At 56.7% G+C, this 19,408-nt stretch carries 20 protein-coding genes; 17 read left to right on the plus strand and 3 right to left on the minus strand.

Annotated elements, in window-relative coordinates; all coding sequences use genetic code 11:
• The first annotated feature begins 138 nt into the window (after window positions 1-138).
• Entirely contained in the window at window positions 139-624 is a 486-nt protein-coding gene (locus ACO6TI_RS16950; RefSeq protein WP_422382942.1) for a TspO/MBR family protein, read from the plus strand.
• 73 nt (window positions 625-697) lie between these two features.
• Here the strand turns inward: ACO6TI_RS16950 and ACO6TI_RS16955 are convergent, their stop codons facing one another.
• Together ACO6TI_RS16955 and hemB are read right to left on the minus strand one after the other, a co-directional pair.
• Window positions 698-1,204 carry an RDD family protein gene (locus tag ACO6TI_RS16955; protein ID WP_082442810.1) on the minus strand — a complete coding sequence of 169 codons (507 nt, stop codon included), beginning with the start codon at window positions 1,202-1,204 and terminating at the stop codon, window positions 698-700.
• A gap of 226 nt (window positions 1,205-1,430) precedes the next feature.
• On the minus strand, window positions 1,431-2,426 hold the full coding sequence (gene hemB, locus ACO6TI_RS16960; protein ID WP_235808861.1) for a porphobilinogen synthase: 996 nt from the start codon (window positions 2,424-2,426) through the stop codon (window positions 1,431-1,433).
• A 271-nt stretch (window positions 2,427-2,697) separates the two neighbouring features.
• Here hemB and ACO6TI_RS16965 point away from each other — a divergent pair, with 271 nt between their 5' ends.
• From ACO6TI_RS16965 to ACO6TI_RS17040, 16 genes are all read left to right on the plus strand, one after another.
• Complete coding sequence (locus tag ACO6TI_RS16965) at window positions 2,698-3,837, plus strand: acyl-CoA dehydrogenase family protein (RefSeq protein WP_350185267.1); 1,140 nt, start codon at window positions 2,698-2,700, stop codon at window positions 3,835-3,837.
• A 54-nt stretch (window positions 3,838-3,891) separates the two neighbouring features.
• Window positions 3,892-4,926, plus strand: a complete 1,035-nt coding sequence (locus ACO6TI_RS16970; RefSeq protein ID WP_108872825.1) for an enoyl-CoA hydratase/isomerase family protein — start codon at window positions 3,892-3,894, stop codon at window positions 4,924-4,926.
• Window positions 4,927-4,944: 18 nt separating this feature from the next.
• Window positions 4,945-5,364 carry a DUF6163 family protein gene (locus ACO6TI_RS16975; RefSeq protein WP_029062407.1) on the plus strand — a complete coding sequence of 140 codons (420 nt, stop codon included), beginning with the start codon at window positions 4,945-4,947 and terminating at the stop codon, window positions 5,362-5,364.
• Between the two features lie 98 nt (window positions 5,365-5,462).
• A complete protein-coding gene (gene mmsB / locus ACO6TI_RS16980; RefSeq protein WP_108872824.1) occupies window positions 5,463-6,353 on the plus strand; it encodes a 3-hydroxyisobutyrate dehydrogenase in 891 nt (296 codons plus the stop codon).
• A 156-nt stretch (window positions 6,354-6,509) separates the two neighbouring features.
• Entirely contained in the window at window positions 6,510-7,025 is a 516-nt protein-coding gene (ldtR, locus tag ACO6TI_RS16985; protein ID WP_029062405.1) for a transcriptional regulator LdtR, read from the plus strand.
• A gap of 452 nt (window positions 7,026-7,477) precedes the next feature.
• Window positions 7,478-8,704 (plus strand): L,D-transpeptidase family protein, encoded by a 1,227-nt coding sequence (locus ACO6TI_RS16990; RefSeq protein ID WP_055118864.1) that lies wholly within the window; start codon window positions 7,478-7,480, stop codon window positions 8,702-8,704.
• Between the two features lie 98 nt (window positions 8,705-8,802).
• Window positions 8,803-9,030, plus strand: coding sequence for a DUF6898 family protein (locus tag ACO6TI_RS16995; RefSeq protein WP_055118862.1), 228 nt, complete (start codon window positions 8,803-8,805; stop codon window positions 9,028-9,030).
• A gap of 202 nt (window positions 9,031-9,232) precedes the next feature.
• Complete coding sequence (gene glyA, locus ACO6TI_RS17000) at window positions 9,233-10,540, plus strand: serine hydroxymethyltransferase (RefSeq protein WP_422382943.1); 1,308 nt, start codon at window positions 9,233-9,235, stop codon at window positions 10,538-10,540.
• Window positions 10,541-10,568: 28 nt separating this feature from the next.
• Window positions 10,569-11,045 carry a transcriptional regulator NrdR gene (gene nrdR / locus ACO6TI_RS17005; protein ID WP_029062401.1) on the plus strand — a complete coding sequence of 159 codons (477 nt, stop codon included), beginning with the start codon at window positions 10,569-10,571 and terminating at the stop codon, window positions 11,043-11,045.
• Window positions 11,046-11,064: 19 nt separating this feature from the next.
• Entirely contained in the window at window positions 11,065-12,189 is a 1,125-nt protein-coding gene (ribD, locus tag ACO6TI_RS17010; protein ID WP_422382944.1) for a bifunctional diaminohydroxyphosphoribosylaminopyrimidine deaminase/5-amino-6-(5-phosphoribosylamino)uracil reductase RibD, read from the plus strand.
• Window position 12,190: 1 nt separating this feature from the next.
• Window positions 12,191-12,802: a riboflavin synthase gene (locus tag ACO6TI_RS17015; protein WP_350186055.1), complete on the plus strand. Its 612-nt coding sequence runs from the start codon at window positions 12,191-12,193 to the stop codon at window positions 12,800-12,802.
• Window positions 12,803-12,950: 148 nt separating this feature from the next.
• On the plus strand, window positions 12,951-13,400 hold the full coding sequence (ribH, locus tag ACO6TI_RS17020; RefSeq protein ID WP_055118854.1) for a 6,7-dimethyl-8-ribityllumazine synthase: 450 nt from the start codon (window positions 12,951-12,953) through the stop codon (window positions 13,398-13,400).
• Window positions 13,401-13,405: 5 nt separating this feature from the next.
• On the plus strand, window positions 13,406-13,924 hold the full coding sequence (gene nusB / locus ACO6TI_RS17025; RefSeq protein ID WP_055118851.1) for a transcription antitermination factor NusB: 519 nt from the start codon (window positions 13,406-13,408) through the stop codon (window positions 13,922-13,924).
• 2 nt (window positions 13,925-13,926) lie between these two features.
• The gene (gene thiL / locus ACO6TI_RS17030; RefSeq protein WP_422382945.1) at window positions 13,927-14,925 is read left to right on the plus strand and encodes a thiamine-phosphate kinase; all 999 of its coding nucleotides are present in this window, start codon (window positions 13,927-13,929) and stop codon (window positions 14,923-14,925) included.
• A 118-nt stretch (window positions 14,926-15,043) separates the two neighbouring features.
• The gene (locus ACO6TI_RS17035; protein ID WP_422382946.1) at window positions 15,044-16,267 is read left to right on the plus strand and encodes an MFS transporter; all 1,224 of its coding nucleotides are present in this window, start codon (window positions 15,044-15,046) and stop codon (window positions 16,265-16,267) included.
• A gap of 217 nt (window positions 16,268-16,484) precedes the next feature.
• Window positions 16,485-18,623: a sodium-translocating pyrophosphatase gene (locus tag ACO6TI_RS17040; protein WP_104704459.1), complete on the plus strand. Its 2,139-nt coding sequence runs from the start codon at window positions 16,485-16,487 to the stop codon at window positions 18,621-18,623.
• Window positions 18,624-18,752: 129 nt separating this feature from the next.
• On the opposite strand, the gene ACO6TI_RS17045 is transcribed toward ACO6TI_RS17040, so the two are convergent.
• The gene (locus ACO6TI_RS17045) at window positions 18,753-19,370 is read right to left on the minus strand and encodes a hypothetical protein (protein WP_196899046.1); all 618 of its coding nucleotides are present in this window, start codon (window positions 19,368-19,370) and stop codon (window positions 18,753-18,755) included.
• Window positions 19,371-19,408 lie beyond the last annotated feature (38 nt).

Below are 19,408 nucleotides of genomic sequence, written 5' to 3' on the forward strand. Positions count from 1 at the left end.
TTTCGGAAGCGGTCAGGTGTTTTCACCCGATTTCAATTCAAGGGATATGAATCGGTTCTCATCAACAGCGACACGGTTCTGGAAAAGGTGCCGGGGACATGACAGTTTGGGACCAAATGCAACCTGGTGTGCCCTAATATGACCATCGACGATCCAACCCAGCCCCGCCAACCGCGATCAACAGCGTTGCTCGCGCTGTTTCTTGTCGTTGTCATCGGTATGGGAATTTTTGTTGGAACCCAGTCTGCACCGGGCAGTTGGTATCAGGAACTCGAGAAACCGGTTTTCAACCCGCCGAACTGGATCTTTGCTCCGGTCTGGACGGTTCTGTACGTGTTCATTGCCGTTGCCGGTTGGCGGACCTTTCTGAGAGCACCTCGGTCAATGGCCATGAAATTCTGGTACGGACAGATGGCACTGAACTGGATCTGGTCACCGGTCTTTTTTGTTTTTCACCTGACGTGGGCCGCCTTTGCCGTGATCGCGGCGATGCTGATATTGATTGTTCTGTTTGTAGGAAAAAACTGGCGTGCGGACCGTGTTTCTGCGGCGCTCTTCCTCCCCTACGCACTCTGGGTCGGGTTCGCGGGTTTGCTAAATTTTTCTCTGGCGTTGCTGAATTGAAATTCATCGATAGTGCGCGCAAGCAATGGGCCAGGCGTTGCCCGGACACGGTCTGCTTGCAGAGGGCAGCACTCTACTCCTGCTCGTAAAAATACTGCTGGTGATAGGCAGAGTTGATCACGACCACTCCGAGGATCATGTCATGCAGTAGACGCTTGCGGTCCGAAAAGAGCGACACCAAAAGCACGAGCGGCGTCAACAGCGAAACGGAAAACCAGAACAGAAGCGCATGCACTGAAGCAAGAAGCGGATAGGGTTTGGCACCGTACCAGAGGCGCATTTCCAGCCCCATGGCACGCATTCCGAAAGTGGAAGCCAGCGGTCCGCCAAGCGTGAAAGCCACATAGAGCAGGGCGACGGCTGCCGGCAGGATGCCGTAAAGCAGAAAGCCGAGGCCGAGCGTGAAGACGCCAAGGAAAAATACCAGGATGCCGGCGCCGAAGGTCAGGAGGGCGATCACGATCACGTCGATGAAGAACGCAAATATTCGCCGGCTGCGCACTCCGGAAAACAGTTCCGGGTGGCGAACAGGATCAAAGACGTCCTGACGGACATAGTCGGCGGAGGTTTCTGCGGACATTAACATGCTCCCAAAAATGTGATGACGCACATGTGGGGATTGAACATTGAAAACGCAAATTCCCGGCATGCGCGCAATAGAGGCAGTCCCGGATCAAGTCGGGGGTGGCCATTTGGACGGAAGATCCGCTCGACGTGATGTGTATTGGTATGGATGTGACCTGGGAAACCACCGCCATTTCAGCCTGCGCCAACTAACTGCAAGGTCTGGACTGAACAGAGGATTGCTATTTTCCTTGAGCCAGCATCTCCGCGACCTTTGGCGCAAAATAGGTCAGGATCCCGTCGGCACCTGCACGTTTGAATGCCAGGAGGCTTTCCAGCATCGCCCTGTCACCGTCAAGCCAGCCATTGGCACTCGCCGCCTTGATCATCGCGTATTCTCCGGAGACCTGGTAGGCATAAGTCGGGACCTGGAATTCGTCCTTGATGCGCCGAACGATGTCGAGATACGGAAGGCCGGGCTTGACCATCACCATGTCGGCACCCTCGGCGATGTCGAGTTCAGCTTCGCGCAGGGCTTCGTCGGTGTTCGCCGGATCCATCTGATACGTCCGCTTGTCTCCCCTCAGGGTCCCGGAAGACCCGACAGCGTCCCGGAAAGGGCCATAAAAGGCGGAGGCGTATTTTGCGGAATACGCCATGATCTGCGTGTTGCGGAAATTCTGACTGTCAAGGGATTGCCGGATGGCACCAATCCGGCCGTCCATCATGTCGGAAGGCGCGATAACGTCCGACCCGGCGTCGGCTTGGACCAGTGCCTGCCTGCACAGCTGGTCGACTGTTTCGTCATTGAGGATCGTTTCACCCTCCATCAACCCGTCATGGCCGTGGCTTGTATAGGGGTCGAGCGCGACGTCGGTCATCAGACCGACATTCAGGCCTTCCGCCTTAATAGCGCGCAGAGCCCGGCAGGTCAGATTTTCAGAATTCAGGGCTTCCGAACCCGTGTCATCACGCAGGTCGGGATCGGTATAGGGAAACAGGGCGAGAGCCGGAATGCCAAGGTCCGCGGCTTGCGTTGCCTCGCGAACGGCTTCATCGACGGAAAGACGGAATACGTCCGGCATTGAAGCGACTGGCTGACGCACATTCTCGCCGTCGACGAGAAAGATCGGCCAGATCAGGTCATTGACGGTCAATGTGTTTTCGCACACGAGCCGGCGCGACCAGTCGCTCTGCCTGTTACGGCGCATTCTGGTGCCGGCGAGCAGCGTATCCATATGGTCGGATGTGATCGGCGGAAGGGGCGGTTTGGACGACATGGAAACTGCGAGCTCGGTTTTTTGAATGTTGACTTGTATTCTGAAGGAAGTGAAACGCCAATCTATCACGCAGATTGACGCACTCCAACATTCTGTAAAATAACTGAAAATAAAAACAAAAAAGAGATTGTTTGACGTTTGCGTCAAATATGTTTTAGTGCAGCCGCAATGCAGGTACGGCAACTTGCCTTCAACGACTCGGCGCACCTGCGCCTTTGGGAGGATAAACGTGGACTTTTCACCAAACGAAGATCAGCGCGCCTTTCAGGATATGGCCGCGGGTTTTTCCCGCGATGAGCTCGCCCCTAACGCCCGGCACTGGGATGAAGACAGCATCTTTCCGATTCCGACCCTGCGCAAGGCGGCCGAACTCGGGTTCGGTGGCATATATGTAAAGGAGGACGTGGGCGGCTCGGCTCTCTCTCGTCTCGATGCGGCCTTGATTTTCGAGGAACTCTCGAAAGGCTGCACTTCCACGGCGGCCTACCTGTCGATCCACAACATGGTGGCCTGGATCATCGACACATTCGGATCCGAAGACTTGCGGCAGAAGTTCCTGGCAAGGCTCTGCACGATGGAGCTCTTGACGAGTTACTGCCTGACTGAGCCCGGGTCCGGGTCCGATGCCGCCAGTCTTCGCACGAGTGCGAAGGACGACGGTGATCATTATGTGCTCAACGGCTCCAAGGCCTTCATCTCAGGCGGAGGCGTCAGCGATCTCTATGCGGTAATGGTGCGCACGGGTGGCGATGGTCCATCCGGTGTTTCATGCCTGCTGGTGGAGAAGGGAACGCCCGGACTGAGTTTCGGTGCGAACGAAATCAAACTTGGCTGGAAGAGCCAGCCGACCGCGCAAGTGAATTTTCAGGATTGTCGCGTACCAAAGTCAAACCTCGTTGGCGAGGAAGGCCAGGGCTTCAAGATCGCCATGTCGGCACTTGATGGCGGACGGCTCAATATTGGAGCGTGTTCGATCGGCGCGGCTCAGGCCTGTCTGGAACATGCTCTTGGCTACACGCGGGAACGCAAGCAGTTCGGCAGGCCGATTGCCGATTTTCAGGCTCTTCAGTTCCGTCTTGCCGACATGGCGACCGAACTCGAAGCTGCACGCCTGCTTTTGCACAAGGCTGCTGTTGCTGTGGATGGCAAGACCCACGAGGCAACCAGGCTTGCCGCGATGGCCAAACGCCTGGCAACGGACACGGGCTTCAAGGTCGTCAACGAGGCACTCCAGCTTCATGGGGGGTACGGATATCTGCGCGACTATCCCATCGAGCGTTTTTTCCGAGATGTCCGCGTGCACCAGATTCTGGAAGGCACCAATGAAATCATGCGCCTGATCATAGCCAGGCAGCTATTGAAGGACTGATTGAATTTCCCCGACTTAACCCTTGAAACGACTCTCATTTGACAAGGCGTCCGCATGAGTGACGAAATCCTCTTTGAAGTTCGCGGCAAAGCCGGGTTCGTAACGTTGAACAGGCCGCAGGCTCTCAATGCATTGACCCATGCAAAGGTGAAGGCGCTTGCGGATCAGTTGCAGCGCTGGGCCGGTGATCCGTCCGTCGCGCACATTGTCATCAAGGGGGCGGGTGGCAAGGCGTTTTGCGCCGGTGGCGATATCCGAAGCATCTACGACACACGGATGGCGGGCGACGTAGAGAGCCTCAAGCCGTTCTTTCGGGACGAGTACACCCTGAACGCCACGATCAAGGCCTATCCGAAGCCCTATATCGCACTGATCAACGGGATCGTCATGGGAGGAGGCGTGGGCGTTTCCGTTCACGGCAGTCACCGGATAGGCACCGAGAAGACGCTCTTTTCCATGCCTGAAACCGCGATCGGTTTCTTCCCCGATGTGGGAGGTACCTATTTCCTGCCACGCATGCCCAAAAAGATGGGCATCTATTGCGCATTGAGTGCAAGCCGGCTCAAACAGGCCGACGCTCTTGCCTCGGGCGTGCTGACGCACGCGGTTTCAGAAGACAGTCTTCCCGATCTGGAGACGTCGCTGGAAACGGCCAATGACATCGGCGCGGCGCTTCGGCCGTATCTCGTCGCGCCGGAGACCGGCGTCTTGCAGCGGAACGAAGCCCTTGTCGAGCATGCCTTTTCAGCGTCGTCGGTGACGGAGATTCTGAACAGGCTCGACGCCGCGGATGAGGAGTTTTCCAGCAAAACCGCGGACGCGATCCGTCAGAAATCCCCGACGAGCGTTCTGATTGCCTTTGAGCAGATGCGGCGCGGGGCGCAATTGACCTTCAATGAATGCATGAAGCTCGAGTACCGGATCGTTTCACGGATCCTCCATGGTGACGACTTCTTCGAAGGTATTCGTGCGGTTGTTGTTGACAAGGATCAGGCCCCGAAATGGACTCCTAACCAACTGGGACAAGTGGACAGCGCGTCGCTGGCGTCGTATTTCGAGGAACCGTCTGACGGAGATCTTCCTCTTTAACGCGCAACCGGACCGGCCATGATCACAAGCTTTCAGGACCTTATCGATGCCCGCCCACCCTGGAGCACGATTCTGATCCTGTATTTGCGCTGCATAGCGATCATCCTGATCGGCGGCGGGGTTATCTATTGGGCGCGCATTATCGGCATTGTGGAATGGCGCGGCCATTTCTTCTGGGACATGCCGGTCGCACTACAGGGAGCGACCGTCTTTTTTGCCGTTCTCGACCTGGTCGCGGCGACAGGTCTCTGGCTGACCGTATCCTGGGGAACGGTCATGTGGATCTTCCGGTGCATTTGCCAGATTGTCATGCACACCGCCTTTTCCGATCTTTATGGCCGTCGTCCTTATGAGATCTCCTTTTATCTGGCTACGATCGCGGTCTATGTCGCGCTGGCTTATCTCATGCACAGGGAAAACCGTGCGGCACCAGGCTGAAGACGAGGCCTGTCGGTTTCCGACAAGCTGAATCATCGCTTCAGCGATCACCGCCAACAGATTCACATTCAATACCAAATTCATCTGGGAGAACGAACATGGCGAGCACAGTCGGCTTCATTGGCCTTGGAAACATGGGTGGCCCGATGGCCGTCAATCTGGTCAAGGCGGGACACAGGGTTCTCGGATTTGATCTGTCGGACGCAGCCCTTTCCGCGCATGTCGAGGCCGGAGGCGAGAAAGCGGACGCTGTTTCCGACCTTGCCGCTGCTTCAGATGTCATTGTCACGATGCTGCCGGCAGGAAAACATGTCCGCCAGATCTACCAGGGGGAGGGCGGTATTCTGCAGAACGCCAAAGCCGGCACGCTGTTGATTGACTCCTCCACCATTGATGTCGAAAGCGCTCGCGTTGTCAGCGCAGCTGCAGCTGACATGAACATGCCGATGGTCGATGCCCCTGTTTCAGGCGGTGTTGGCGGGGCAACCGCCGGAACGCTCACCTTCATGGTTGGCGGCAGCGATGAAGCATTTGCAGCCGCCGGACCTTTCCTGGACATCATGGGCAAAACGATCGTCCATGCGGGCGGAGCCGGCAATGGTCAAGCCGCGAAGATATGCAACAACATGATCCTGGGCATATCGATGATCGGCGTGAGCGAGGCCTTCGTGCTTGCTGAAAAACTCGGCCTGGACGCGCAGAAGCTGTTCGATATTTCGTCGACAGCGTCAGGCCAGTGCTGGTCGCTGACTTCCTATTGCCCGGTGCCCGGACCGCTCCCGTCGTCGCCCGCCAACAGGGACTACGAGCCGGGATTTGCGGCGGCCATGATGCTCAAGGACCTCAAACTGGCACAGGAAGCGGCCAATACATCTGGCGCAGCCACGCCGCTGGGTGCGGAAGCTGCAGCGCTTTACGCTCTGTTCTGTAACACCGGTGGCAACGAAAAGGACTTCTCGGGGATCGTGAACTTCCTGCGCGGATCATGATTAACAAAGTCTGAATCGGGTGCCGAAAATGCCCTTCAACTGTTAACGAATGATTCAGCGTGTCTCTTAAGCGGATTTTAGAAACACTCGGCTAGATTGCGTATCAAGGCGGGAAAATATCCGCCCAACAACAGGTACTATAAGAGGCGCAATCACATGATCACCGCAAGTAGGGCAGTCGACGCTGTTTCACCGGGCGAAGCGGAAGAAGTGGAAATCAAGCCACTTTACCTCGAAGCCCTGACTCTTGTCGAAAGGCTGCATCGGCGTCTTCTGGACGTCATCAAGGATGAGTTCGATCGCATGGGCCGTTCCGATGTCAACAGCGTGCAGGCATTGTTGCTGTTCAATATCGGTGACGCAGAGCTGACCGCCGGTGAGCTGCGGACCCGTGGCTACTATCTTGGATCGAACGTGTCCTATAACCTGAAGAAACTGGTCGAAACCGGTTACATCCACCATCAGCGTTCCCGCATGGACCGCCGGTCAGTCCGCGTGAGTCTCACGGACAAGGGCCAGGAAGTCGCAACGATCGTCAACGATCTCTACGAGCGCCACATCCTGTCCGTCCAGCAGGTCGGCGAGATTGGTCCGGAGGACTTCGTTGTTCTCAACAAGTCGCTGCGCCGCCTCGAGCGGTTCTGGACAGACCAGATTCTCTACCGTCTTTGATTTTGCGACAAATCCAGATGACAAAAGCACCGCCCATCGGGCGGTGCTTTTTCTTTTTTTGAGCTCCTCACGCAAAATTGCGTTTCATCCTTTTTGATTTTCTTCATACCAGTAGTGGAAGCTCCGTTCGGCCGAAACGGCCCTGAAGCCCGGGATTTGTGCCGGTCGCTTGGTCACTGACATCTTGTGGTCACAAAGGAATGGCTTTGTGCGGCGCTTCAGACGGCGATATGGTTAAAGATTCAAGCGATTTGTTAACTCCCGTCATTTAGAAATTCGATTTGGAAAAGTCAGCCGGACCGAAATTTTGGAAGTCCGATTGAAAATACCAGCAGAACCGAAAGCATTAGGCACAGCAAATGAGGTTGGCGATGCACCTTGAAGCCGGTCGGTCCGGAAAAAAGTGTCTCCAGAATTGGGGCGCCCGCAAGTCATTATTGAGCGTGTGTGCGATGGGAATTGGCACATTGCTGGCAAGCGGTGTTCAAGGACAGGCACAAACTGCACTGCAGTCTCTGCAGCAGAACCGCCAGAATGTCGAGTGGGCTGACAACTTCGATATCGCCACGGAAAACATTACCGAAGTCAACTCTTCAGCGCCAACCCTATCGCCTGAAACAGCCGACTATATTGCTATCGCGATCGACCGCTATCAGCGCATAGTTCAGGCCGGTGGCTGGGGTACGGTGACCGGAGGTGGCAAAGCGCTTCGCATTGGTGCCAAGGATCCGCGTGTCGTGGAACTGCGCCGCAGGTTGATCGTCTCCGGAGATCTGGAACAGCAAGCAGGTCTTTCCGATGCCTTTGACTCTTATGTCGATGCCGCACTTCGCCGTTTCCAGCTGCGTCATGGCCTGATCCCGGACGGGGTCATGGGCGATGACACGGTGCAGGCCCTGAACGTCCCGGCCCATGTGCGTCTTGGGCAGCTCGAGACGAATATTGTGCGCATGCGGTCCATGTCCGGATTCCTTGGCGATCGCTATGTGATGGTCAATATTCCGGCTGCTGAAATCGAGGCCGTTGAAAGCGGACGGGTTCGCTCGCGCCACACCGCCGTTGTTGGCAAGATCGACCGGCAGACACCTATCCTGAACAGCAAGATCTACGAACTCAACTTCAATCCGTATTGGACGGTTCCGGTATCGATCATCCGCAAGGACCTGATCCCCAAGATGAAAGAGGACCCGGAGTACCTTTCAAAGAACAATATCCGGATTTTCGACTGGAGCGGCAACGAGCTGGCCTGGCAGCAGATCGACTGGAACACGGACGAGGCGACACAGTATCGCTTCACACAGGATCCGGGCGCGGAAAATTCGTTGGGCTCGGTGCGTATCAATTTTCACAACAAACACCAGGTTTATTTGCACGATACGCCGTCAAAGACACTCTTTGGTGAAAGTCAGCGTTTCCACTCCTCCGGGTGCGTTCGTGTACAGAACGTACGTGAACTTGTGACCTGGATGTTGCAGTCGACGACGCCTGATTGGGACCGTAGTCGCGTTGACAGCGTCATCCGCACCGGCGAACGCGAAGATGTAAAGCTGAAAAAATCCGTCCCGCTTTACATGACCTACGTGACTGCCTGGGCGAATTCGGATGGCGTCGTGCATTTCCGCGATGACATTTATGATCGCGATGATCTTTCCGGCACGGAAACGCAGGCTCGCCTCTAGGGCAAAACTGCCTGGGCATGGAACACACCGATACGCCGGCCTTGATCAGGTCGGCGTTTCGTGTCTTTTTTGGGCTAAATCCAATCTGGAGAGTCTGGATGAGTCGCAATCCGCGCGCGGGCGAAATCTATCTGGAGTTTCACCCGATCGGCCATCAGGTCAAAGTAACTGCGATCGATGCTGCAACCGGTATTGAAGTCTCCACCTTCGGGCCGGCTTCGGCAGCTCAGGAAGACCTGAAGCGTGTTGCCGTTCGCAAGTTGCAGCGTCGGATCGAGCAGATTGCCGCCTCTTCGAGTGCAGCGAAGGACCCGACACTTTACTGATCCGGTTGTTTTTTTCGTTGGCAAAAATTTTGTTACGGGCCTTTGTGCGTCGTTTTCCCAACTGGCCGCGTCGGTATGCCCCTTGGTTCGCCGGGGGGCCTGTGCTAATTCCTCGCGCCATGTCGGCCGACGGGCAATGAGTGTCTCTACCTGACGCGATGCCGGGGCCAGGTTCCTCGCATACGAAAACAAGGATCGAGCGATGTCTTTGATGGAAAGCACCGGACAGACCCCTTCCGGTTTCTTCACCCGCAGTCTTGCTGAAGCCGATGCAGACATATTTGGCACCATTCAACAGGAACTCGGCCGACAGCAGCACGAAATCGAGCTGATTGCGTCGGAAAACATTGTCTCCCGCGCCGTTCTCGAAGCCCAGGGGTCGATTTTCACGAACAAATACGCAGAAGGCTATCCAGGCAAACGCTACTACGGTGGTTGCGAGTTTGCCGACGTCGCCGAGACACTCGCCATTGAACGTGCCAAGGAACTGTTCGGTTGCCAGTTTGCAAATGTTCAGCCGAATTCGGGCAGCCAGATGAACCAGGCGGTGTTCCTGGCGCTTTTGCAGCCCGGGGACACCTTCATGGGTCTCGACCTGAATTCCGGTGGCCACCTTACGCACGGTTCGCCTGTAAACATGTCTGGAAAGTGGTTCAACGTTGTCTCCTACGGTGTGCGTGAAGACGATCATCTACTCGACATGGAAGAGGTCGAGCGCCTCGCACAGGAACACAAGCCAAAGCTCATTCTCGCCGGTGGCACGGCATATTCCCGTATCTGGGACTGGAAAAAGTTTCGCGAAATTGCCGACAGTATCGGTGCCTACCTGATGGTCGACATGGCCCATATCGCCGGTCTCGTGGCCGGAGGTGTCCATCCGTCCCCGGTTCCGCATGCGCATGTCGTTACCAGCACCACGCACAAGTCCCTGCGTGGCCCGCGCGGTGGTCTGATCCTGTCCAACGACGAAACGATTGCCAAAAAGATGAACTCGGCGGTTTTTCCCGGATTGCAGGGTGGCCCGCTGATGCACGTGATTGCCGCCAAGGCCGTAGCCTTCAAGGAAGCGCTTCAACCTGATTTCAAGGCCTATGCACGTGCTGTTGCCGAAAACGCCAAGGCTTTGTCCGAAGCATTGAAGGAACAGGGTCTCGATATCGTTTCAGGCGGTACGGACAATCACCTGATGCTGGTTGACCTGCGTCCGAAGAATGCAACCGGCAAGGTTGCTGAAAAGGCTTTGGGGCGTGCCAACATCACCTGTAACAAGAACGGAATTCCGTTTGATCCGGAAAAGCCATTTGTGACATCCGGCATCCGGCTGGGTACTCCGGCGGCGACCACGCGCGGGTTCGGCGTGGCCGAATTCCGGGAAGTTGCCGCGCTGATCACGGAAGTGTTGGACGGATTGAAGGCCGCAAACAGTGAAGAGGGCAACGCGGCGGTTGAAGCAGCCGTCAAAGCCAAGGTAGAAGCACTGACAGCCAGGTTCCCGATCTACGGGGGATAACAGCCGGCTCGGTCAGGAGCTTTGATAAATGAGATGTCCGTTTTGCGGGGGCGAGGAAACCCAGGTCAAGGATTCCCGGCCTACCGAGGACAACACCGCCATTCGCCGCCGCAGGATCTGCAATACCTGTGGCGGTCGTTTCACGACATTCGAGCGGGTACAGCTGCGCGAACTGATGGTTCTGAAGCGATCCGGGCGAAGAGTTCCGTTCGATCGTGAAAAACTCATGCGATCCGTTCAGATCGCCGTGCGAAAGCGGCCCGTCGATCCAGATCGCATTGAGCGCATGGTGAGCGGAATCGTGCGTCAGCTCGAAAGCTCGGGCGAGAGCGAAATTACGGCGGAAACAATCGGCAATCACGTGATGGAAGGTTTGAAGGGTATCGACGACGTCGCTTATGTGCGTTTCGCGTCCGTCTATAAGAACTTTCGTGAAGCCAAGGATTTCGAGGCGCTTCTCGACGAGCTCAGCGATTCTGAAAACGCTGTTCCGGATGACCAGTAACGTTTCTTGTAGATCATAGATGATTTCCGAAAATACGATTGATATGCGTTTCATGGCCGCTGCCGAACGGTTGGCGCGGCGCGGACTTGGGCGGGTTTGGCCCAATCCGTCGGTTGCCGCGTTGATAGTCCGACAGGGCGAGAATGGATCGGTGCTGGTCGGCAGGGGAGTTACTTCCCGCCCGGGCATGGCCCACGCGGAGGTGAATGCGCTCCGCCAAGCAGGCGATCTGGCAAAGGATGCGACCTGTTACGTGACGCTGGAGCCTTGTTCGCACTATGGCCGGACACCGCCGTGTTCTCTGGCACTGATCGAAGCCGGCGTGGGACGTGTGGTGGTCGGCATGCTAGACCCCAACCCGCGCGTTGCCGGCAGGGGTGTCGGCATGCTCCGCGATGCCGGGATCGACGTTACGGTTGGCGTGCGCGAACGCGAAATCAAGCCTCTTTATCACGGCTTCACGCTGAGACAGCTCAAGCAGCGCCCTCATGTGTTCCTGAAATTGGCGGTCTCAAGAGACGGCTATATCGGACGCACAGGTGAGGGGCAGGTCAAGATCTCGGGTCCGCTGTCCATGCGCAAGGTTCACGGGTTTCGGGCGGAACATGATGCCATTCTTGTCGGATCCGGAACGGCACTGGCCGATGATCCGCAACTGACATGCAGATTGCCGGGGCTGCACGAACGTTCGCCCGTCAGGGTGATCGTTGACCGTTGTGCCCGCCTTCCGGTCGCATCAAAATTGGTGCGGACCTGCGTTGATGTTCCTGTCTGGCTTGTTTGTGGAAACGATGCCGATCCCGAAAATGTCGAGGTTCTTGTCGCGGCGGGGGTCAACGTCATTCGAGTGCCTGCCGGAGATTGTTCCATCGCGCCAGCCGTCATTCTGAGCGCGCTCGCGACACGGGGAATCACCAGCGTTATGGTTGAAGGAGGCGCTCGCATGGCGTCTTCATTCCTGGAGGCGGATCTGGTCGATGACCTGTGTGTGGTGACCGGTGATCTGGAGATCGGCGACGAGGGAATACCCGCATTGCATGGCCTTGCTCTTGCGGATGTATTTTCCGATCCCAAATTCGATCGTATGGACGCCGGCAGTTTCAATGCTGATCGTTACATTTATCTCAGACGTCGAGGAGCCTGACATGTTTACCGGGATTGTGACCGATCTAGGCGAAATTCTATCGGTCGAGAACATACCGGCCGGCAAGCGGACACGAATTCGCACGTCTTACGACGCGGACACGTTCGATATCGGGGCCTCGATCTCCTGTGGAGGTGTTTGTCACACGGTAACGGCAAAGTCGAACAGTGATGACGGAAACTGGTTTGATGTCGAATCGGCCGCCGAAACCCTGGCATTGACGACGGTCTCGGACTGGCGTGCAGGTCAGAGGATCAATCTGGAGCGATCCTTGACCCTGGGTGCGGAACTTGGTGGTCATTTGGTGCTCGGGCATGTCGACGGTATCGCCACAGTGGTTAAACGCGAAGATCATCCGGACTCGGTTTACTTCCAGTTCGAAGCCCCGAGGGAAACCGCACGGTTTATTGCAAAAAAAGGGTCGATTGCGCTGGACGGTACCTCGCTGACCGTCAATGAGGTGAGCGGCATTCTGTTTTCCGTGTTTTTGATCCCTCACACGCTGGAAGTGACCACCTGGTCCGATCGCCATCTCGGTGACAGAATCAATCTGGAAGTGGATATGATGGCCCGGTATGCTGCTCGTCTTGCGGAATTCTCGAAGACCGACTAGGGCCGACCCGGGGTATTTGACGGCGTCAATGGTATAGACAGCCGGAAGCACTGATGCTGTCCGGTTCTGGCAGCCCTGCACGATTGACACTGGACAAACCGGGATGGACGTGGTTCCTGTCGCGGCCCCTCTAATGGAAACATGACCCATGAGCGCTGCTCCCAAACTGCTGATCATTGAAGCCCGTTTTTATGACGACCTTGCCGATGCATTGGTAGAAGGTGCGATCAAGGAAATCGAGGCCGCCGGCGCCAGTTGCGATCGGATTGCGGTGCCTGGTGTTCTCGAAATCCCGGCCGCCCTGTCCATGACAATGACCGCGATGGAAAACGACGGTATTCTATATGATGGTTTCGTATTGCTTGGAGTTGTGATCCGAGGCGAGACGACGCACTACGACATCGTGGCAAATGAATCGAACCGGGTAATCATGGACCTCATTGTCGATGCGGATCTTGCTGTGGGAAATGGCATCCTGACAGTGGAAAACGATGAGCAGGCGTGGGCACGTGCGAAAGTCGGTGACAAGAACAAGGGTGGGGCGGCAGCCAGGGCTGCCCTTGACATGATCGCACTGCGCGAACGGCTTGGAGTATAAGAAAAATGACCGGAAAGGCCGACCCGGAAAATCCGGCTAAGACTGTGCGCCCCGCCAACAAGCGCGGCGTTGCGCGCCTTGCTGCGGTTCAGGCGCTTTATCAGATGGACGTGGGCGGTGCATCGCTCGCAAACGTCGTGAGCGAATTTACCGCCTTTCGTCTCGGCAAGGAGATTGATGGCGCGCAATACCGTGATGCCGACGAACAGTGGTTCAAGCAGATCCTCGCCGGTGTGGTCGAGGACCAGAAGTTTCTGGACCCTTTCATCCACACCGCACTGACCGAAGATTGGCCGCTGAAACGTATCGATAGCTTGTTGCGCGCAATCCTGCGCTCTGGATCCTATGAGCTGCTGCGCCGCAAGGATGTGCCGGCGAAAGTCATCATTTCCGAGTACATTGACGTGGCGAAGGCATTCTTTGAAAATGATGAGCCGGGCCTCGTGAACGGTGTGCTGGACAGGCTTGCTCACGAGTTGCGCAACGCCGAGTTCGATACCGGCAAGGCGGACGGCGCCTCCTGATCATGGCGGACGACCGGCCGGGAGAATTTGAACTCATCAGGACATACTTCGCGCCGCTTGCGAAGGATCCGGGCAGCCTTGGGTTGACGGACGATGCCGCCGTACTTTCTCCCAGACCCGGTTATGATCTTGTCCTGACGAAGGATGTGCTTGCATCCGGCGTTCATTTCTTCGCACATGACGCGCCTGAGGCAATCGCCGCAAAAGCGTTGAGGGTCAACCTTTCCGATCTTGCGGCAAAAGGCGCCAGGCCACGGGGATATCTGTTGGGTCTTGCCTTGCCGTCCGACTGGACGGCGAATTGGCTGGGGCGGTTCTGCTCGGGTCTGACCGCCGATCAGTCAGCCTACAATGTCCAGCTGCTCGGTGGCGACACCATCCGGTCGGGAAACGGCCTTCAGATATCGATCACCGCCATTGGGGAAGCCGAAGCCGGCAAGACAGTACGTCGGTCCGGTGCGAATGCGGGTGATTTGGTTTTCGTTTCGGGAACCATCGGAGACGCCGCCGCCGGCCTGAAGGCGCGGCTCGACGATAGTTTTTGCGGCATCGCATCGCTTGACGGGGCAGAAGAGCGTCACATTCTGGACAGGTATCTATTGCCGCGGCCAAGGACAGCCCTTTCCGGCCTGCTCACCAGATATGCCACTGCAGCCATGGACGTTTCTGACGGCCTGTTCGCCGATTGCAGTCACATGGCACGGGCTTCCGGGGTCGGGTTTGAAATCGAAATGTCAAGTGTCCCGATATCCTCAGCACTGCAACGGATGAAAAAGACGGTGCCGGATGTCTTTGCCCAGTGTCTGAATGGCGGCGATGACTATGAGATACTTGCGTCGGTGCCGTCTGCTGTTGCGTCGGAATTTGCAGAAAAAGCAGCGGATTCCGGTTGTCCTGTCACCGCGATTGGGGTGGTTACGAGCAGCGCCGGCAAGGTGAATCTCGTTGAAAACGGGCGCCCCATGAAACTTGAGAGCGGGTCCGGCTTCCGCCATTTCTGACGGCTTTTTCCGGCTTTGAGATCGTTCTGACCCGGGGTTTTACGAAACGCTCCAGTCGTGATACCGGTTGTCTCCACTTCATCTTGAGCCGCAACCGGCCAATCCCGAGATCTGAAAAATGACGACCGCAACGACGGAACCCTTTGTCGATGATCGCCTGGCAAAACGAAATGCCGTGCTTCTGGCATTGGCACAGGCACTCGGCGGAGCATCGGCTTCCATCGTGATCGCGACGGGGCCGCTTATCGGCTACATGATGCTCGATGCGGACAAGTCACTCGCAACCCTGCCTGTATCAACCATGGTTCTAGGCACTGCGTTCGGTACGATACCGGCGGGCATGATCATGCGCAGGTTCGGCCGCAGGGCCGGGTTCACGGGAGCCGCAGTTCTCGGCGTGCTGTCCGGCCTGCTGGCATCATTTGCCGTCTTTCGCGACAATTTCCTTTTGTTTGCACTGGCCTGCTCAATAGGTGGCTTTGCCGGCGCGTTCGTTCAGCAGTACCGGTTTGCCGCTGCAGATACAGCAAGTGATGCCTTCAAGCCGAAAGCCATTTCCTGGGTTCTGGCCGGAGGCGTTCTGGCGGGTGTCGTCGGGCCGCAGACGGTGATCGCAACAAAGGACATGTTTGCGCCGATCCTGTTTGCCGGCACCTATCTTGCGCAGGCAGGCCTCGGCCTCAGCGCGCTCTTCTTGCTTGCCTTCATCAAGATCCCCAAGCCGCCGCGCCGGAACAGGTCGCATGCCGGTGGCCGCCCGCTGCTGCAAATCATGGCGCAGCCAAGGTTTATTGTCGCGGCAGCCTGCGGGATCTGCTCCTACGCGCTCATGAGCCTGGTCATGACGGCAACACCGCTCGCCATGATTGCCTGCGGCCTTACCGAAACCGACGCGGCGCTCGGGATCCAGTGGCACGTGCTCGCCATGTTCGGACCGAGTTTCTTCACCGGAAACCTGATTGCCCGCTTCGGCAAGGAACGCATCGTTTCCATCGGACTGGCGCTGCTTGCAGGCTGTTCGATCGTGGCACTGATGGGGATCGAATTGGCACATTTCTGGACCGCACTTGTTCTGCTGGGACTTGGCTGGAACTTCGGTTTCATCGGTGCAACGGCGATGCTGACCGACACTTACCGGCCCGAAGAGCGCAATCTGGTGCAGGCGGTCAACGATTTTCTGGTCTTCGGATTCGTTGCTGCTGCCTCGTTTTCATCGGGAGCACTGCTGAATGCTTTCGGTTGGGGAACGGTAAATGTGCTGGTTTTTCCTTTTGTTGTCATTTGCATCGGATTGCTTGTCTGGCTGGTGCTGAGTGAAAGGAAAGCAGTTACAACCGCTTAAAGATTCTTTGGAATTCCATTTCGTCAGTGCAGCAAAAATACCGCGCTGCACCATTTTTTACCGTAACGGAAGAGCTGAATTAAACCATATGAGAGCTTGACGAAGCGCTCTGCTTTGTTGATATCGTGTGCTCTCCTCACGCTGAGGAAATTGCGTGAGGTGCAGTTTGGCGGGAAAACAACAATAAAAACAGCTCGCCGCAGCCCTGGGAGGAAGTATGATCGAGCTTGTCATCATCGTTGTTTGTGGCCTCTTGTCCATTGCGTATGGCGCATGGGCAATCCAATCCGTCATGGCGGCGGACGCGGGCAATGCCCGTATGCAGGAAATTGCGGAAGCGATTCAGGAAGGGGCCAGCGCCTATCTCAACAGGCAATATACGACGATCGCCATCGTTGGTGCCGTCGTTTTTGTGCTCGTCTGGATATTGCTCTCCGGGCCTGCGGCAATCGGTTTTGCCATCGGAGCCATCCTCTCAGGTGCCGCCGGATACATCGGCATGATGGTATCGGTCCGCGCGAATGTTCGCACCGCACAGGCCGCCAGTCAGAGCCTTGGTGCGGGACTGGAAATTGCCTTCAAGTCCGGTGCCGTCACCGGTCTTCTGGTTGCAGGCCTCGCTCTTCTGGGCGTTGCGGTCTATTACGCGGTTCTGACCGGAATGATGGGTTACGAATCCACTGACCGGACCGTCATTGATGCGCTGGTCGCTCTTGGCTTCGGTGCCTCCTTGATCTCCATCTTTGCACGTCTCGGTGGCGGTATTTTCACCAAGGGCGCGGATGTAGGCGGGGATCTCGTCGGCAAGGTCGAAGCGGGGATCCCTGAAGATGACCCGCGCAATCCGGCAACGATCGCGGACAATGTCGGCGACAATGTCGGTGACTGTGCCGGCATGGCTGCCGATCTATTCGAAACCTACGCGGTGACCGTCGTTGCGACAATGGTTCTTGCGTCGATCTTCTTCACCGGCGCCCAGGCGCTGGAACTGATGCTTTTGCCGATGCTGATCGGGGCGAGCTGCGTTGTCACCTCCATTATCGGAACGTTCTTCGTCAAGCTCGGCGCGAACAATTCGATCATGGGAGCGCTCTACAAGGGCTTTATCGCAACGGCAGTGTTGTCGGCGGTTGCCCTGGCAATCATCGTCTTCGGCTGGCTCGGTGCCGGAACGGAGTACACAACATCCGGCGGAACAACCTTCACCGGATTTGATCTCTTTGTCTGCGGTGTGGCTGGCCTGATCGTTACGGGTCTGATTATCTGGGTGACAGAGTACTACACAGGTACTGAATACCGTCCTGTGAGATCGATTGCCCAGGCCTCCGTCACCGGTCATGGCACCAATGTGATCCAGGGTCTTGCGGTTTCGCTTGAAGCAACAGCGCTCCCGGCGATCATCATTATCGCCGGCATTCTTGTTACCTACAGCTTTGCAGGACTGTTCGGCATTGCCATTGCGGTGACCACCATGTTGGCGCTGGCGGGCATGGTCGTTGCACTCGACGCTTTTGGTCCGGTCACCGACAATGCCGGTGGCATTGCCGAAATGGCTGATCTTCCGGCTGAAGTGCGCACGACAACCGATGCCCTCGATGCAGTCGGCAACACGACCAAGGCGGTCACCAAGGGCTACGCAATCGGTTCTGCCGGACTTGGCGCTCTGGTTCTGTTCGCCGCCTACACGGAGGATCTGAGATACTTCTCCAGCACAGCTGTCGAAGGCTCGATCTTTGCAGGTATCAACGTCGATACGCTGTTCACCCTGTCCAACCCCTATGTTGTGGCCGGATTGCTCTTCGGTGGATTGCTGCCCTATCTCTTCGGCGGTATTTCCATGACGGCCGTCGGCCGTGCCGCCGGAGCGGTGGTGGAAGAAGTCCGTCGCCAGTTCAAGGAGAAGCCGGGCATCATGGAGGGAACGGAACGGCCAGACTATGGCCGGGCTGTCGACATGCTTACGAAAGCGGCGATCCGTGAGATGATCATTCCGTCGCTGCTTCCGGTCCTGTCACCGATTTTCGTCTTCTTCGTCGTGCGTGCGGTGGCGACACCGGCTGATGCGTTCGCGGCATTGGGTGCGATGCTTCTCGGCGTGATCGTGACGGGCCTTTTCGTGGCCATCTCGATGACGGCAGGCGGCGGTGCCTGGGACAATGCCAAGAAATCCTTTGAGGACGGATTTACCGACAAGGATGGCGTGACCCATCAGAAGGGCAGCGAGGCGCACAAGGCGTCGGTGACCGGTGACACGGTTGGTGATCCCTACAAGGACACAGCCGGACCCGCGGTGAACCCGATGATCAAGATCACCAACATCATGGCGCTGCTGTTGCTGGCCATTCTGGCGCACTGACGCGGCTGTCCGGGCCAGATACGGCCCTGGCACGAAAAAGTTGAAAAATTGGCGCGGCAATTGGTTGGAAAACCGATTGCCGCGCCTTTTTTGTTTGTGCCGATAGGTGTTGCGTGAAATGAGAGCGCTCTAGTTGCTATTGTCGAGCGATGGGCCACATGAGTAGTCTGGAGCCTCGATGCTCTCCCTGAAGGGATTTGTCAGGTCGTCCGTATACTCTCCGTTGAGCAATCGGCGCTGCGGCAACAGGTTCAGCCGGAAGTAGCTGCTGAACGCGACAATGGCGCGTCCCCGGTCAGTCAGGATCGCACAGCCGTCGACGATCTCGACAGTTCCCGATTGCTGCTGTTCGGTAAGGCGAACATCGACCAGCCGGTGTTCATCTATGAATTCCTTCGTGAACACGTCTTCGAACCGGTCGACAAGAATTGCTCCGCCACGCTGTTCGAGCTTTTCCAGAATGTAGAAGGAAAGCGAGCGGTCTATTACGGTCGGGATGGATATCGCGAATGCGTATCCGCCAAGTAGCCAGATCGCGACCAGCTGACTTTTTTCAAAGCCTCCAAGCCTGGAGAACAAGCCCGTGAAGAACAGGACCGCAGCTGCAAGGATTGCTGCGATAAAGGCGTCGGTAATCGAGGCGTAGAAGACGACGTTTACCGGGAAATACCAGATGTGTATGCAGTAGGTGACAAGAAGCAGCGCGATGAACATCACCGTCGCTATTATGCTGGAAACGAGTTTCACGTGTGCACTTACCTTTTGATTTTGAGCGTTCGCGACCC

Origin of the sequence: Roseibium album, from assembly GCF_965233825.1 — a bacterium.
Classification (GTDB): domain Bacteria; phylum Pseudomonadota; class Alphaproteobacteria; order Rhizobiales; family Stappiaceae; genus Roseibium; species Roseibium album.

Bases quoted from the DNA above. Each gene is read 5' to 3' on its own strand.
- ACO6TI_RS17040 (WP_104704459.1), top strand. From the start codon at position 16,485: ATGATCGAGCTTGTCATCATCGTTGTTTGTGGCCTCTTGTCCATTGCG.
- nusB (WP_055118851.1), top strand. From the start codon at position 13,406: ATGACCGGAAAGGCCGACCCGGAAAATCCGGCTAAGACTGTGCGCCCC.
- ACO6TI_RS16990 (WP_055118864.1), top strand. From the start codon at position 7,478: ATGGGAATTGGCACATTGCTGGCAAGCGGTGTTCAAGGACAGGCACAA.
- ribH (WP_055118854.1), top strand. From the start codon at position 12,951: ATGAGCGCTGCTCCCAAACTGCTGATCATTGAAGCCCGTTTTTATGAC.
- ACO6TI_RS16970 (WP_108872825.1), top strand. From the start codon at position 3,892: ATGAGTGACGAAATCCTCTTTGAAGTTCGCGGCAAAGCCGGGTTCGTA.
- ldtR (WP_029062405.1), top strand. From the start codon at position 6,510: ATGATCACCGCAAGTAGGGCAGTCGACGCTGTTTCACCGGGCGAAGCG.
- ACO6TI_RS16950 (WP_422382942.1), top strand. From the start codon at position 139: ATGACCATCGACGATCCAACCCAGCCCCGCCAACCGCGATCAACAGCG.
- ribD (WP_422382944.1), top strand. From the start codon at position 11,065: ATGATTTCCGAAAATACGATTGATATGCGTTTCATGGCCGCTGCCGAA.
- hemB (WP_235808861.1), bottom strand. From the start codon at position 2,426: ATGGATACGCTGCTCGCCGGCACCAGAATGCGCCGTAACAGGCAGAGC.
- nrdR (WP_029062401.1), top strand. From the start codon at position 10,569: ATGAGATGTCCGTTTTGCGGGGGCGAGGAAACCCAGGTCAAGGATTCC.
- ACO6TI_RS16995 (WP_055118862.1), top strand. From the start codon at position 8,803: ATGAGTCGCAATCCGCGCGCGGGCGAAATCTATCTGGAGTTTCACCCG.
- glyA (WP_422382943.1), top strand. From the start codon at position 9,233: ATGTCTTTGATGGAAAGCACCGGACAGACCCCTTCCGGTTTCTTCACC.
- thiL (WP_422382945.1), top strand. From the start codon at position 13,927: ATGGCGGACGACCGGCCGGGAGAATTTGAACTCATCAGGACATACTTC.
- ACO6TI_RS17015 (WP_350186055.1), top strand. From the start codon at position 12,191: ATGTTTACCGGGATTGTGACCGATCTAGGCGAAATTCTATCGGTCGAG.
- ACO6TI_RS16975 (WP_029062407.1), top strand. From the start codon at position 4,945: ATGATCACAAGCTTTCAGGACCTTATCGATGCCCGCCCACCCTGGAGC.
- ACO6TI_RS17035 (WP_422382946.1), top strand. From the start codon at position 15,044: ATGACGACCGCAACGACGGAACCCTTTGTCGATGATCGCCTGGCAAAA.
- mmsB (WP_108872824.1), top strand. From the start codon at position 5,463: ATGGCGAGCACAGTCGGCTTCATTGGCCTTGGAAACATGGGTGGCCCG.
- ACO6TI_RS16955 (WP_082442810.1), bottom strand. From the start codon at position 1,204: ATGTCCGCAGAAACCTCCGCCGACTATGTCCGTCAGGACGTCTTTGAT.